General features: G+C 62.2%; 9 protein-coding genes. 4 read left to right on the top strand and 5 right to left on the bottom strand.

Annotated elements, in window-relative coordinates; all coding sequences use genetic code 11:
• The first annotated feature begins 699 nt into the window (after positions 1-699).
• The 3 genes from hrpB (at position 700) to GA0061100_RS13755 (ending at position 5,184) form a co-directional block, all read left to right on the top strand.
• Positions 700-3,180: an ATP-dependent helicase HrpB gene (gene hrpB / locus GA0061100_RS13745; RefSeq protein WP_075853293.1), complete on the top strand. Its 2,481-nt coding sequence runs from the start codon at positions 700-702 to the stop codon at positions 3,178-3,180.
• 47 nt (positions 3,181-3,227) lie between these two features.
• Complete coding sequence (locus tag GA0061100_RS13750) at positions 3,228-4,520, top strand: ActS/PrrB/RegB family redox-sensitive histidine kinase (RefSeq protein ID WP_208621541.1); 1,293 nt, start codon at positions 3,228-3,230, stop codon at positions 4,518-4,520.
• Between the two features lie 76 nt (positions 4,521-4,596).
• A complete protein-coding gene (locus GA0061100_RS13755; RefSeq protein WP_075853786.1) occupies positions 4,597-5,184 on the top strand; it encodes an ActR/PrrA/RegA family redox response regulator transcription factor in 588 nt (195 codons plus the stop codon).
• A 1-nt stretch (position 5,185) separates the two neighbouring features.
• Here GA0061100_RS13755 and GA0061100_RS13760 read toward each other — a convergent pair whose 3' ends face one another.
• Positions 5,186-5,674, bottom strand: a complete 489-nt coding sequence (locus GA0061100_RS13760) for an MmcB family DNA repair protein (protein ID WP_075853295.1) — start codon at positions 5,672-5,674, stop codon at positions 5,186-5,188.
• Positions 5,675-5,855: 181 nt separating this feature from the next.
• Between GA0061100_RS13760 and GA0061100_RS13765 the strand changes: the two genes are divergently transcribed.
• Positions 5,856-6,530: a L,D-transpeptidase gene (locus GA0061100_RS13765; RefSeq protein ID WP_075853787.1), complete on the top strand. Its 675-nt coding sequence runs from the start codon at positions 5,856-5,858 to the stop codon at positions 6,528-6,530.
• Between the two features lie 182 nt (positions 6,531-6,712).
• Here GA0061100_RS13765 and GA0061100_RS13770 read toward each other — a convergent pair whose 3' ends face one another.
• The 4 genes from GA0061100_RS13770 to GA0061100_RS13785 all read right to left on the bottom strand — a co-directional run bounded on the left by GA0061100_RS13770 (position 6,713) and on the right by GA0061100_RS13785 (position 13,664).
• Complete coding sequence (locus GA0061100_RS13770; protein ID WP_075853296.1) at positions 6,713-8,881, bottom strand: malate synthase G; 2,169 nt, start codon at positions 8,879-8,881, stop codon at positions 6,713-6,715.
• A gap of 120 nt (positions 8,882-9,001) precedes the next feature.
• The gene (locus GA0061100_RS13775) at positions 9,002-11,005 is read right to left on the bottom strand and encodes a hydantoinase/oxoprolinase N-terminal domain-containing protein (protein ID WP_075853297.1); all 2,004 of its coding nucleotides are present in this window, start codon (positions 11,003-11,005) and stop codon (positions 9,002-9,004) included.
• A gap of 88 nt (positions 11,006-11,093) precedes the next feature.
• Entirely contained in the window at positions 11,094-12,488 is a 1,395-nt protein-coding gene (locus GA0061100_RS13780; protein ID WP_075853298.1) for a cytochrome P450, read from the bottom strand.
• A 222-nt stretch (positions 12,489-12,710) separates the two neighbouring features.
• Entirely contained in the window at positions 12,711-13,664 is a 954-nt protein-coding gene (locus tag GA0061100_RS13785; RefSeq protein WP_075853299.1) for a DUF1402 family protein, read from the bottom strand.
• Positions 13,665-13,691: the final 27 nt, after the last annotated feature.

Here is a 13,691-nt window from a genome sequence, read left to right on the forward strand (position 1 = left end):
TTCTGAATCGACGAGAACTCACACCCATCATTCCGCGCATCACTGCGCTCATAATGAGGTGTATTCTCTTGTTCAAAACGTAACCGTCGAAGTCTATTCCAAGGACCCAAATCTCTTCAGGTCCCGCAAGCTTCGCCGCCCACGTTTCTCTTTCTTCTCATCTTCAATTGTCAAATAACCGACCAGAAAAACCAGTCAAAAACAGAACTTCCTTCAATCCCAGGTCTAACCCAGAACCACCAATCAGCATCGCAGCCAATCAAGGAAACACTAGAGCGAAGGTCTTCGTCGCCAGCAGCGCCGCCGCCCTCGTCAGTGATCGGGCTTATAGACCCCCCAACCCGACATAGTCAACACTCCAACTGTAAAAATTCTGACATTTTTCTAAGCGCCTCAAAAATAAAGGTAATTTGTAAGGTGAGACAAAATCCTGGTGAATTTTTCGCGAATAGCGCCGATTTCGGGATTCATTTTACGCCGACCGGCGGAATCCTCCAGATTAGCGCCGGTAAAGGGACATTCGCGCGCCTCTGCGGGCACCGGACGGGCCTCTCATTGCCAGCCGCACACCCAGGACCTAATAGGAATCGAGAGATTGAAGGGAGCGGAGATGTTGCTTCTCAATGAAAAGCTGGTGCCCGCAGCACCGACCCGGCAAATTAAGATCCTTGCTTATCACCATGCGCGGGGCACGCGGGCGTGACATATAGAGTACCCCCATTGCCGGAGCTGCCGGTCTCGCATGTGCTTGCCGATATCGGCGCGGCACTCGCCAGCGAGCGGCGTGCCGTGCTTTCCGCACCGCCGGGCGCCGGCAAGACGACGCTAGTGCCGCTTTATCTATTGGCTCAAGGCCGGCGGGGCGATGGCAAGATCATTCTTCTGGAACCGCGGCGGCTGGCGGCGAGAGCCGCGGCGGCCCGGATGGCTTCGCTCCTCGGCGAACAGGTCGGCGATACCGTCGGCTATCGCATGCGGCTCGACAACCGCATCTCTTCCAAGACGCGCGTCGAAGTGGTGACGGAGGGCGTGTTTGCGCGCATGATCCTCGACGACCCGGAACTCACCGGCATCGCCACCGTCATCTTCGACGAATTCCATGAGCGCTCGCTGGATGCGGATTTCGGCCTGGCGCTGGCGCTCGACGTGCAATCGGCATTGCGCGAGGATCTGCGCATCCTTGTCATGTCTGCGACGCTCGATGTGGAGCGCGTCGCGGCACTCCTCGACCACCCGTCTGTGATCGAAAGCATGGGCCGCAGCTTTCCAATCGATATCCGCCATCAGGATCGGCCAGCGGGAGAGCGGGTCGAGGATACGGTGACGCGGGCGATCCTGGATGCGCATGCGAGCGAACAGGGCTCGATCCTTGCCTTCCTGCCGGGACAGGCGGAAATCACCCGCACGGCGGAACGGCTCGACGGCCGGTTCGGGCCGGAGACGGTGATTGCGCCGCTTTACGGCAATCTCGGCCAGAAGGAACAGGATGCGGCGATCCGGCCCGCGCCGCAGGGCACGCGCAAGATCGTGCTTGCGACCTCGATCGCCGAGACCTCCATTACCATAGACGGCGTGCGGATCGTTATCGACAGCGGATTGCAGCGTCTGCCGGTCTTCGAGGCCTCGACCGGCATCACGCGGCTGGAGACCGTGCGCGTGTCGCGCGCTTCGGCCGACCAGCGTGCCGGCCGCGCCGGACGAACCGAGCCGGGCATCGCCATCCGCCTGTGGCATCCCGGGCAGACGGCGGCACTTCCTGCCTTTACGCCGCCGCAGATCCTTTCGAGCGACCTTTCCGGTCTCGCACTCGATCTCGCTCACTGGGGTGTACAGGATCCGGCAGCACTCTCTTTCGTCGACCAACCGCCGGCAACCACGCTTGCCGAGGCGCGGGCCTTGCTGCGGCAGCTGGGTGCGCTCGATGCGGAAAATGGGCTGACGGCGCGCGGCCGGCTGATGCGCGAGCTCGCCTTGCCTCCACGGCTGGCGGCGATGGTGATTTCGGCCGGTGAGTTCGGCCAGGCGCGTGAAGCGGCGCTGCTTGCAGTGCTGCTGACGGAACAGGGGCTGGGCGGACAGAGCATCGATCTGGAAGACCGGCTGCGGCGCTTCAAGACGGAAAAGGGCGAGCGGGCGGAGGCAGCGCGTCGCCTTGCCGGGCGTCTCGCCCAGGCGGCCGGCGGCAACACCAGCTCAGCCGCCTCTTCTATTCCGCTGCTTGCCGGTGCGTTGCTGCTGCATGCTTTTCCCGATCGCATCGCGCTGCAGCGCGGCGGACGCGGACGCTTCGTCATGGCCAATGGGCGCGGCGCGGAACTGCCGGAGACCGAGCGGCTGGCGGGATCGCAGATGCTCGTGATCGCCGACCTGACGGGACGCGCGGCGCAGGCGCGCATTCTCGCGGCAGCGGAGATTTCCCGCGCCGACGTCGAGGAGCACCTGCCCGGAGAAATCCGCATCGAGGATCAGAGCTTTTTCGACAAGGCGAGCCGACAGGTGCGGGCGCGGCGGGCGACGCGGCTCGGCGCCATCATCTTCGAGGAAACGCCCCTGCCGCGCCCTTCCGGCGAGCAGGCAGCCAAGGCGCTGACCGAGGGCATTCGCGAACTGGGGATCGGCGTCCTGCCCTTTTCCAAGGAGGCGGCGCAGCTGCGCGACAGGATCGGCTTCTTATATAGGACGATCGGCGAGCCCTGGCCCGATATGAGCGACGAAGCCTTGGCCGCGCGGCTCGACGAATGGTTCACGCCGTTTCAGACCGATGCGCGCGGCCTTTCCGACATCTCGGCCGGCGGGCTTTCCAACGGGCTGATGTCGCTGGTGCCGCACGAACTGCAGCGCGATCTCTCCCGGATGGCGCCGACGCATTTCGAAGCGCCGACCGGCCAGCGCCATCCCATACAATATGATGGCGAGGAGCCGCTGCTCACCATTCGCGTTCAGGAGCTCTTCGGGCTGAAACAGCATCCAGCGATCGGCGGCGGCAGATTGCCGCTGGTGCTGGAGTTGACATCGCCGGCGCATCGCCCGATCCAGACGACGCGGGACCTGCCGGGCTTCTGGGCCGGATCCTGGAAGGAGGTGCGCGCCGACATGCGCGGCCGCTACCCCAGGCATCCCTGGCCGGAGGACCCGGCGGAGGCCTTGCCGACGACACGCGCCAAGCCACGAGGGACCTAAGAATGGCACGCTTCTTCCGGGGACTGGAAAAACTCTCCGAAGCCGAGATGAAGGCGCAGGAGGGCCATCACACCAGCCGGCGGCTCAGGCTGCAGACGCTGGTGCGGCTGCGCTGGCTTGCGGTCGGCGGTCAGACGGTGACTGTGATGATCGTCGCCTTCTGGCTGAAATTTCCGATGCCGCTCCTGGCCTGCTGCGTGCTGATCGCCTGCCTTGCCTGGATCAACTTCTTCCTGACGCTGCGCTACCCGCCGACCCATCGGCTGGAGCCACCAGCGGCCTTCGCGCTGCTCAGCCTCGACCTTCTGCAGCTCTGCGGGCTGCTGCTGATTACCGGTGGCCTCGCCAATCCCTTTTCGGCGCTGGTCTGCGTGCCCGTCATCATTTCCTTCGCCTCGCAGCCGATCCGCTACAGCATGCCGCTGATAGGTCTGGCGATGATCTGCATTACCGGCCTTGCCTTCTCTCCCTTCCCCTTGCCCTGGTACGAGGGCGTTTCCGTCAGCGTGCACAGCGTCATGCAGCTGGGCGTCTGGTGCTCCATCGCTTCCACCATGGCCTTTGCCGCCTTCTATGCCTATCGCGTCTCCATGGAAGCCTCGCAGCTTGCCGATGCGCTCTCGGCAACGGAACTGGTGCTGCAGCGGGAAAAGCATCTGTCGCAGCTCGACGGGCTGGCGGCTGCGGCCGCACATGAGCTCGGCACGCCGCTTGCGACCATCAGCGTCGTCGCCAAGGAGATGGAGCGCGAGCTCAGGGAGGACGATCGGTTCCGCGAGGATGTGGCGTTGCTGCGCAGCCAGAGCGAGCGCTGCCGCGATATCCTGCGGCGGCTAACGACACTCTCCTCCGAGGACGAGGCGCATATGCGGCGGCTCACTCTGTCGTCCATGATGGAGGAGATCATCGCACCGCATCGCGAGTTCGGGATCAACCTGGAATTCATCGAAAAGAGCCCGCGCGCGGGCGAACCTGTTCTCAGCCGCAATGCCGGCATCATGTACGGTCTCGGCAACCTCATCGAAAATGCGGTCGACTATGCCCGCAAGACAGTGACTGTTACGGTGGAATACACCGCCGAAACTCTTACAATCATCATTGAAGACGATGGCAGCGGTTACTCGCCGGAAATACTGGCGCGGATCGGCGAGCCATACGTCACCTCGCGCCAGCGCGACGACACGGCGGGCGGCCTCGGCCTCGGGCTCTTCATCGCCAAGACGCTGCTTGAACGCTCCGGTGCCGCACTTTCCTTCGGCAATCGCGATGCGGAAACGCCGGGTGCGCGCATCCGCGTCGAATGGCCGCGCGTTTTAATCGACAGTAATTCGACAAAATGATTTTCGCGGCTTAAAACAGCGAGCGTCAAAATCGGTAGGAATATGCAGGCGAATGATCGCCGGGATAGAAGATAGAATGACGGATAAAGAGAGCACTGCCCCGCAGGCCGGGGCGACAGATGTCATAGCCCATGTAGGCCCGGACGCCACATTGTTGATCGTCGACGACGACGGTCCCTTTCTGCGCCGGCTGGCGCGGGCAATGGAAGCACGCGGCTTTACCGTGGAGACTGCAGAATCGGTGGCAGAAGGTGTCGCCAAGTCCAAGGCCAATCCGCCGAAACATGCCGTGGTCGACCTTCGCCTCGGCGACGGCAACGGACTGGATGTGATCGAAGCAATCCGCCAGCGGCGCGACGACACGCGCATCGTGGTGCTGACAGGCTACGGGAACATCGCGACCGCGGTGACCGCGGTCAAGCTCGGCGCGGTCGACTACCTCGCCAAGCCCGCCGACGCCGACGACGTCTATGCCGCGCTGACGCAGCGTCCCGGCGAAAAGGCGGAAGTGCCCGAGAACCCGATGTCGGCGGATCGCGTGCGCTGGGAACATATCCAGCGCGTCTATGAAATGTGCGAGCGCAATGTGTCCGAGACGGCCCGCCGTCTCAATATGCATCGCCGCACGCTGCAGCGCATCCTCGCCAAGCGCGCGCCGAAGTAGATTACTCCGAAGCGAAGGACTTGCCCGTCGCCCATTCGGCCAACAGCAGGCGCTGGGCGGCAGCGCGCGAGAAATTGAGCGTCACCGACTTGCGTGTTGCCGGCGGCAGGCGATGCTCCGGCGCCTCGCGGATGATGTGTGCACCATAACCATCTGACAGGAACAGCCCGCAATCCTCCGGGAATATATCCAGCGGCACGTCCTTGTGCGTCGCGAAGAACATGCGGTCGCAATGCTGCCGGTATTCGGGCCATTTGCGGTCGACGCGGAAATCCTCGATCGAGGTCTTGATCTCGAAGATCCAGATCTCGCCCTTTTCCGAGAGACTGATGAGATCGGCGCGGCGACCGCTTGAAAGCGGCAACTCCGGCAAGACCGCATGGCGCATGTCATGCAGTAATAGTTGCACGCCCTTGCGTACAAGCATGGCCCGCTCCGACTGCCGGCCATCTATTAACGGATTGTTATTGTAAACGTTCAAAATCGTCATGAATTGTCTCGGGGACAGGCCCGGCGTTGTTGCAAAAAAACCATGTCCTTCTAATTTGCGCGCCGGCGCTATTTTTGTAGGGCCAGAGCAGCTTGCAAAGCCAAGTTTAATGGAAAATAAACTTTAGACAAAGATGGTTGACAGCCATCAGTTTCCCGCCACGAAAATTCAAGAGACTTCCATGCGCATCCGTAATGCTATGACCGCACTCGGCCTTGTCGCAACGCTCGCATCGGCTGGCTATGCCACCACCGCCGCAGCAGCGCCGGCCGCAACCGCAAATTCGGCCACCGAGACCATCAAGACTTTCGATGGCGACTACGGTGTCACGAGCGACAACGGCTTCCAGCTGCCGGCGATCCCGATCCAGAAGGTGAAGCCGCAGTTCCGCCGTCAGATCGTCGAATACAAGACGGATGAGGCCGAAGGCACGATCATCGTCAACACGCGCGAGCGTCATCTCTACTACATTCTCGGCAATGGCGAAGCGATGCGCTACGGCATCGGCGTCGGCAAGCAGGGCTTCTCCTGGTCCGGCACCGCCTATGTCGCCTGGAAGCAGGAATGGCCGAATTGGCACCCGCCGAAGGAAATGGCTGTTCGCCGTCCGGAAATCGCCAAGTATGTCGATGGCGGCATGAACCCGGGCTTGTCGAACCCGCTTGGTGCGCGCGCCATGTATCTCTACAACGAAAAGGGCCAGGACACGTTGTTCCGCCTGCACGGCACGCCGGAATGGGCTTCGATCGGTACGGCAGCCTCCTCCGGCTGCATCCGCCTGATCAATCAGGACGTAATCGATCTCTACAGCCGCGTTCTTCCGGGCCGCAGCACCAAGGTCATCGTTATCCAGTAATTTGCTGGCATTCGAATTGAAAAAAGCCGCCGGATATCGATTCGGCGGCTTTTTTGTTTGGAGAGCTCGGGATCGGTCCTAACCGTTCCACCCGCCCTCATCCTGAGGTGCCTTGCCGTCGAAGCGTCAGCGCAAACGGCAAGGCCTCGAAGGGCCGAGGTGGCCTCCGATGGAGAGAAGGATCACTTCGCCTGCTTTACCTTCAGCTCGATGCGGCGGCGGTGCAGGACCGGTTCGGTATAGCCGTTCGGCTGCTCGCGGCCCTTGAGGACGAGATCAAGCGCTGCCTGGAAGGCGACCGAACCGTCGAAATTGCCGGACATCGCGATGTAGCTGGGATCGTCAGCATTCTGCTGATCGACGACGGCGGCCATGCGCTTCATGGTTTCGACGACCTGCGCTTGCGTGATGACCTTGTGGTGGAGCCAGTTCGCCATATGCTGCGCCGAGATGCGCAGGGTGGCGCGGTCTTCCATGAGGCCGACATTGTTGATGTCCGGAACCTTGGAGCAGCCGACGCCCTGATCGACCCAGCGCACGACATAGCCGAGAATGCCCTGGCTGTTGTTGTCGATCTCGCGCTGGATTTCCTCCGGCGTCCAGTTCGGCCGCGAGGCGACCGGCACGGAGAGGATGTCGGAGAGCTTGGCGCGGGCGCGGCTCTTCAGGCTCTTCTGCACATCGGCGACGTTGACGCGGTGATAATGCGTGGCATGCAGCGTCGCGGCTGTCGGCGACGGCACCCAGGCGGTATTGGCGCCCGCCTTCGGGTGGGCGATCTTCTGCTCGAGCATGGCCGCCATCAGGTCCGGCATGGCCCACATGCCCTTGCCGATCTGCGCATGGCCGGAGAGACCGCATTCGAGGCCGATATCGACGTTCCAGTTCTCGTAGGCGCCGATCCAGGCGGCCTGCTTCATGTCACCCTTGCGGATCATCGGGCCGGCTTCCATCGAGGTATGGATTTCGTCGCCTGTGCGATCGAGGAAGCCGGTATTGATGAAGACGACGCGATCGCGGGCGGCGCGAATGGCTTCCTTGAGGTTGACCGTGGTGCGGCGCTCCTCGTCCATGATGCCCATCTTCATCGTGTTGCGCGGCATCCCAAGCAGGTCCTCGACGCGCGTGAAGATATCGACCGCGAAGGCGACTTCTTCCGGCCCGTGCATCTTCGGCTTGACGACATACATCGAGCCGGTGCGCGAATTCTTGCGGCGGCCGTTCGGGCCGATGTCGTAGAGTGCGATCAGGCCGGTGATGACGGCGTCCATGATGCCTTCCGGCACCTCGTTGCCATCGCGATCGAGAATGGCCGGATTGGTCATCAGGTGGCCGACATTGCGCACCAGCATCAGAGAGCGGCAATGCAGATCGAATGTGCTGCCATCCGGAGCGGTATAGGCGACATCGGGGTTGAGCCGGCGCGTAAACGTCTTGCCGCCCTTGGCGACTTCTTCGGTCAGATCGCCCTTCATCAGGCCGAGCCAGTTGCGGTAGACCTCGGCCTTGTCCTCGGCATCGACGGCGGCGATCGAATCCTCGCAATCCATGATCGTGGTGATCGCCGATTCCAGACGGACGTCGGAAATGCCGGCCGGGTCGGCCTTGCCGATGGCGGTGCTCGGGTCAATGACGACTTCGATATGGATGCCGTTCTGCTTCAGCAGGATATGCGAGGGGTTGGCCGCATCGCCGAGATAGCCGGCGAAATGGCTGCGATCCGCCAATGCGGCCGAGCCGCCCTTGGTGGCGATCGCAAGAACACCGTCCTTGACGGTAAAACCGGTGACGTCCGTCCAGCTCGCGCCGGCAAGCGGCACGGCGGAATCGAGGAAATCACGAGCCCAAGCGATGACCTTCTCGCCGCGCTTGGGATTATAACCCCTGCCCTTTTCGGCGCCATCGGTCTCCGGAATGGCATCTGTGCCGTAAAGCGCATCATAGAGCGATCCCCAGCGGGCATTGGCGGCATTCAAAGCATAGCGCGCGTTCATGACGGGAACGACGAGCTGCGGGCCGGCAATATGGGAGATCTCGGGATCGACATTGGCGGTCGAAACGGCAAAAGGCGCACCTTCGGGTACGATATAGCCAATGTCGCGCAGAAAGGCTTCGTAGGCGGCGAGGTCAATCGGAGCGCCGTTCTTGCGATACCATTCGTCGAGTGCTGCCTGCATGCGGTCGCGCTTGGCGAGCAGTTCGCGATTGCGCGGCGCCAGATCGTGGACGATGTCAGAGAAACCGGCGAAGAAAGCGTCGGCATCCACGCCGGAGCCCGGAAGGGCCTCCTTGACGAGGAAATCATAAAGGACCGATTCGATCTGCAGCCCGTTTTTCTCAATGCGGCTCATGCCTAATACTCCTAAAAGCCGTGTTACGGCCCACTATTTTATATGCTGCCACTTTGCTTCCGGTTTCGCTCTCCGTCAATTTGGAAATAATTCGAAAGATTTATGCCTTTGAGGAAATAATTAATCCGTGGCGATTCGCGGACGGCCCGTGGCGGTCGCCATGAACCGGGCCTCGATCAGCTTGCGACTGCCTTCCACCTCGGGCGCGTCCACCTGCTCATTCACCGTGACCACCAGATCCACGGCGCCATTCAGCCTTGCCTGTGCAGTCGCCGCCTCGATGGCGCGCGAGCGGGCATCGGCAAAGCTCCGCTCTTCGTCGATGAAGCGCAGGCTTTCGCCAGCGCCATTCAGCACATAGATGCCATCCTCCGGCATGGTGACGAAGACGGTGACGCTGGTCCGGACCTGGCCGACGACGGCGCCGACGGCATTCGCCACATCCGAATCACCCGGAATGGCGCTCTCGGTCGCCAGCATCTCGGCAATGGCGGGATAATAAACCGGAGCGGAAGCGCCGAGCCCGACAAGCGGGCGATCAAGCGAAATGGCGAAGCGTGCAATCCCCGGCGCACGGCGAAGCGCGCGGTCGATGGAGATCGATTTGGCGGGATTGAGATCGGCGACACCATCCTCGGCAAGGCAGGCAGCAAGGATGACATCGGCGGATTGGCGAGTGAGGCGATCGACGATCTCTTCTGCCAACTCCTCGACAGATGCGGCTATGGGGCGCCCGGAGCCATCCTTAAGCCGCATCGCCAGCGCCAGCCCGAGGCGGGCCGCCTCGGCGTTCCATTGACCCTGCCCGCCAAGCACATGCATCGCATCAGAAGGTGTAAGACCACTCAGATGCACCAGGCCACGCGCGACCAGCCGATCCAGTGTCGCCTTTTGCGAGGTCATCGTCAAAAGCTTGTCGAGCGCCGCGGGCACGCTGCCGATGCGCTCGAACAGCGCCTGCTCCGGCGCCGTCAATCCGCTTGCCAGATGATCCGGCACGCCGGTGCGAAGCGCGAAGCGGCCCGCATTGCGGGCAAGATGCGTCGCCCGCAGCTGCTGCTCCAGCACATCGAGCACGGCAGCTCCGTGCATATGGGCGGCGAGGCTGAGCGGCAGCAGGCGGCGCGGCCCGAGTTCGAAAGCGGCGACGAGGCCACGGTCGTTGATCTTCACCTCGGAATCGCCGCCGAGGCCATACGTGCGCATAGCAACGGCCTCGACCATGGTGCGATAGCCGCCGACCACGGCGCCATCGGCATCGAGCCGCGGCCGGCCATCTTCCATGACGGCAACGTCGGTGGTGGTGCCGCCGATATCGGACACGACGGCATTATCGAGACCGGTGAGATAACGCGCACCGACGAGACTTGCGGCGGGACCGGACAGGATGGTTTCGATCGGCCGCAGCTTGGCCTCAGCTGCGGAAATAAGGGCGCCGTCGCCTCGCACCACCATCATCGGCGCGGAAATGCCGCGCGTTTCCAGAAATCCTTCGCAGGCGCCGACCAGACGGTCGATCATCGAGACGAGGCGGGCATTGAGCAGCGTCGTCAAGGCGCGACGCGGGCCGCCCAGCTTCGATGAAAGCTCATGACTGCAGGTAACAGGCAGATGCGAGATTTCACGGATGCAATCGCGCACCCTGATTTCATGAGCCGGATTCCGCACGGCGAAATAGCCGGCAACAGCGAAGGATGAGACCGATTTCGCGAGGTCCGGCAAGGCTTCCTGCAATGCCGTCAGATCGAGTGGGTTTTCATTGCCGTGAACATTGTGGCCGCCGGGAAGATAGATCACCGGATCTGACCCCAGCGCCTCCGCCAAGCCATCACGCTTGAGATCCTCGGGGCCGAAACCGATCATGACCAGCCCGGCGCGGCCGCCCTGCCCTTCGACCAGCGCGTTGGTGGCAAGCGTCGTCGACAGTGACACGAGGCCGATCGCCGAGACCGGAATGTCGGCCCTGGCGATGACGGCATCGACGGCGCCGGCTATGCCGACAGCCAGATCATGCCGCGTGGTCAGCGATTTCGCCTTGGCGATCACGCCATCGGTTTCATGGAAGAGAACGGCATCGGTATAGGTTCCACCCGTATCGATGCCGAGCAGGAAATGAGACGTCACGACAATATCCAGCCCTTGAATGCACTGCGACAGTCGTTATTGCACCCTTCCGGGCCGAGCCGCTAGCTGGCAAGCGGCAAAAACAGTTCTATCGTCTCGTCACCCGCATCGGCAAACCGCCGCGCGGCTGGGTCGTCAGCTTCTGTACCGGCCAGGGATCGGTCTCGTCGGTCAGATCGAAGCGGAAGCGACGCATCATCACGGCAAGGGCGATGACCGCTTCCTGCAGCGCGAATGTCGCGCCGATGCAGACGCGGGGACCTGCCCCGAAAGGCAGATACTGGAAGCGATTGATCTTGGCGCGATTCTCCGGAAGAAAGCGTTCCGGCATGAAGGCCCGTGGCTTTTCCCAGTAGAGTTCGTGGCGATGCAGCGTCCACGGCATGATGAGGACGGTGATCCCTTTCTCCATCGTCACGCGCTCGCCCTTGGCGCTAGTCCATTCGTCATCGGCGATGGCGGCGCGGTTGATCGAGGGCGCCGGCGGATAGAGGCGCATTGCCTCCTCGAAGGCGGCGCGGACGTGCGGCATCAGGTCAAGCCAGGCGACGGGCTCGGCATCGGTTACCAGCACCCGGTCGATTTCCTCTTCCATGGCCTCACGAATATGCGGGCTATTGGCGACGCAATAGAGCGTCCAGCCCAGCGCGCGGGCGGTCGTTTCGTGGCCGGCGCCGATGAAGGTGAGGATATTGTCCTCGATTTCCTCCATGGTCAGGCCGTCGGGACCGGCTTTTTCCAGAAGCAGCGTCAGGAAATCATCGGGCGCACTGGCGCGATCCCGGCGCATCTTGTCCAGACGCAAGTCCATGGTGTTGCGGACGATCCCGCGGAATTTGTCGAGCATGCGCTGACCGCCGATGCGGGTAAGGCGCGGCACCCATCCGGGTGCGCGCAGGAGATCCATGGGATCGACCCGGCCCATGCGATGCAGCAGCTCGTTGACGTCGTCGGAAAAACTCGTGCTTTCGGTGACGATCTCGCCGGAGAACAGGGTCTCCGCCAGGATGACGAAGGTCAGCTCGGTCATGTCGGCCGCGATATCGAACACCACGCCTTCGTCACCGATTTCCTCATACTTCTGCAGATAATCCAGGCTCTGGCTTAGCATCTGCCCGGCGAAACCCTGGGCATGGCGCGGCGTGAACACCGGTGCAACCGCCTTGCGCGAGCGCTTCCATACCTGCCCTTCCGCCGTCAGCAGACCATCGCGCAGGATCGGCCGCAGCACGAGCTGGCGAATATCGGCCATGCGGTAGTTGGCGGCGTTGTCGACCAGAACATGCTTGATCAGGCCGGGATCGTTGACGATCAGCGTCCGCTCGTTGAAGAACTTCGTCTTGATCCAGGGCAGCGTGTAGGAGGGCTCACCCCAGAGCTCGAGCGGATTGCGCAGAATGGTCTTGATGATCGTCCACCGCGACGGCGGGACGGTGCGCGGAATCGGCGCCGGCGGGGAGAAGGCTTCCGGAATCATGTCCATGGGATCCATTCTCCTCGAAACTGGGCGGTATTTGATCTAACACAGCATGAGCGGCGCACCCATCCGATATGGTGGGTGCCGCCCGCAAAATCCAGACGATAAAACGTCGCGCCACGCGCCTAAAGCGCATCGCGATCTTTCAGATTCGCTTCTCGCGCTTTAGGTTCTTGATTGTGCGCATGTCGCTATCGCAAAACCGCTGCGCAGTTTTGCGCGACATGCCTAGAGCAAAGACTTCAGGTCGCTCAGCTTATCATTGATGAGCCAGCCATAATAATTTTCTTCCGGCCAGACCGGCTGCGATGAGCCGCGGTTCTTGGCGGCAAGGGCAGCGGCGCGCTTGCGGGGGTTGCCGAGATTATAGAGCGTCGCGGTGATGCCAGGATTGCCTGAGATATCCATGCCGGCGATCGAGCGATAGTCGTCGATCGACTTGCGGATCGAGGCTGCGACGAAGGCCAGCGACAGATCCGGGTCCATGATCGCCTTGTAGACGCCACCCGCATCCTTCTCGTTGAGCTTCGGGATGCCCGAGGTGCGGCTGACGAGATCGGAAAGCTCCAGCGCCGTCAGCGGATTGACCTGACCAAGGCCGAAGGTCTGGCCGGCATAGAAGGGCTGGAAGAAGACCGCGCTGAAGCGATTGTCGGGATAGGATTTGCCGCCGACCGTCTTGCCGCGGAAATCGTCGTCCCAGACATCCTCGCGGCAGGTCCAGAGGCTGTATGAATCGCTCTTGCCCTTGCAGGCATCGAATTGCGGATGGGTGACGAAATCGTCGACATTCTCGCCATTATAGGCGAAGCGGAAGCTCTGGCCGGCATAGGACGCCGCCTTGACGTAGTAGGACTGCAGCCCGTCATAGGCGTCGACATTATAGGTATGCTCACCGACCAGCGCGCCGATGATATGGATCGGATCGATACCATAGGCCCGCGCCGTCGACTTGATCTTCGACATCAGTTTCGTATCGGTCGCCAGCAGCTCCCGCACCTTCTGGTACTTGCGGTCGAAGGTGGAATTGGTGCCGCGCGTACGCCGCACGGAGGCGCCGGGGACCGGCGGCTGCTCGGCATTCCGGTTGCCCGGAGGCACTGAGGTCGCCGCCTCGGCATAGGCCGGGATCCAGGAGAGGCTGACGACTGCCAGAAGAAGAGTGATCAGTATCCGTCGCAAGATGGCTGTCCTGTCGAAGTTTCCACC

The organism is Martinezella hainanensis (assembly GCF_900094555.1).
Classification (GTDB): Bacteria; Pseudomonadota; Alphaproteobacteria; order Rhizobiales; family Rhizobiaceae; genus Rhizobium; species Rhizobium hainanense.

Bases quoted from the DNA above. Each gene is read 5' to 3' on its own strand.
- GA0061100_RS13760 (WP_075853295.1), bottom strand. From the start codon at position 5,674: ATGACGATTTTGAACGTTTACAATAACAATCCGTTAATAGATGGCCGG.
- GA0061100_RS13770 (WP_075853296.1), bottom strand. From the start codon at position 8,881: ATGAGCCGCATTGAGAAAAACGGGCTGCAGATCGAATCGGTCCTTTAT.
- GA0061100_RS13780 (WP_075853298.1), bottom strand. From the start codon at position 12,488: ATGGACATGATTCCGGAAGCCTTCTCCCCGCCGGCGCCGATTCCGCGC.
- GA0061100_RS13755 (WP_075853786.1), top strand. From the start codon at position 4,597: ATGACGGATAAAGAGAGCACTGCCCCGCAGGCCGGGGCGACAGATGTC.
- GA0061100_RS13765 (WP_075853787.1), top strand. From the start codon at position 5,856: ATGCGCATCCGTAATGCTATGACCGCACTCGGCCTTGTCGCAACGCTC.
- GA0061100_RS13750 (WP_208621541.1), top strand. From the start codon at position 3,228: ATGAAGGCGCAGGAGGGCCATCACACCAGCCGGCGGCTCAGGCTGCAG.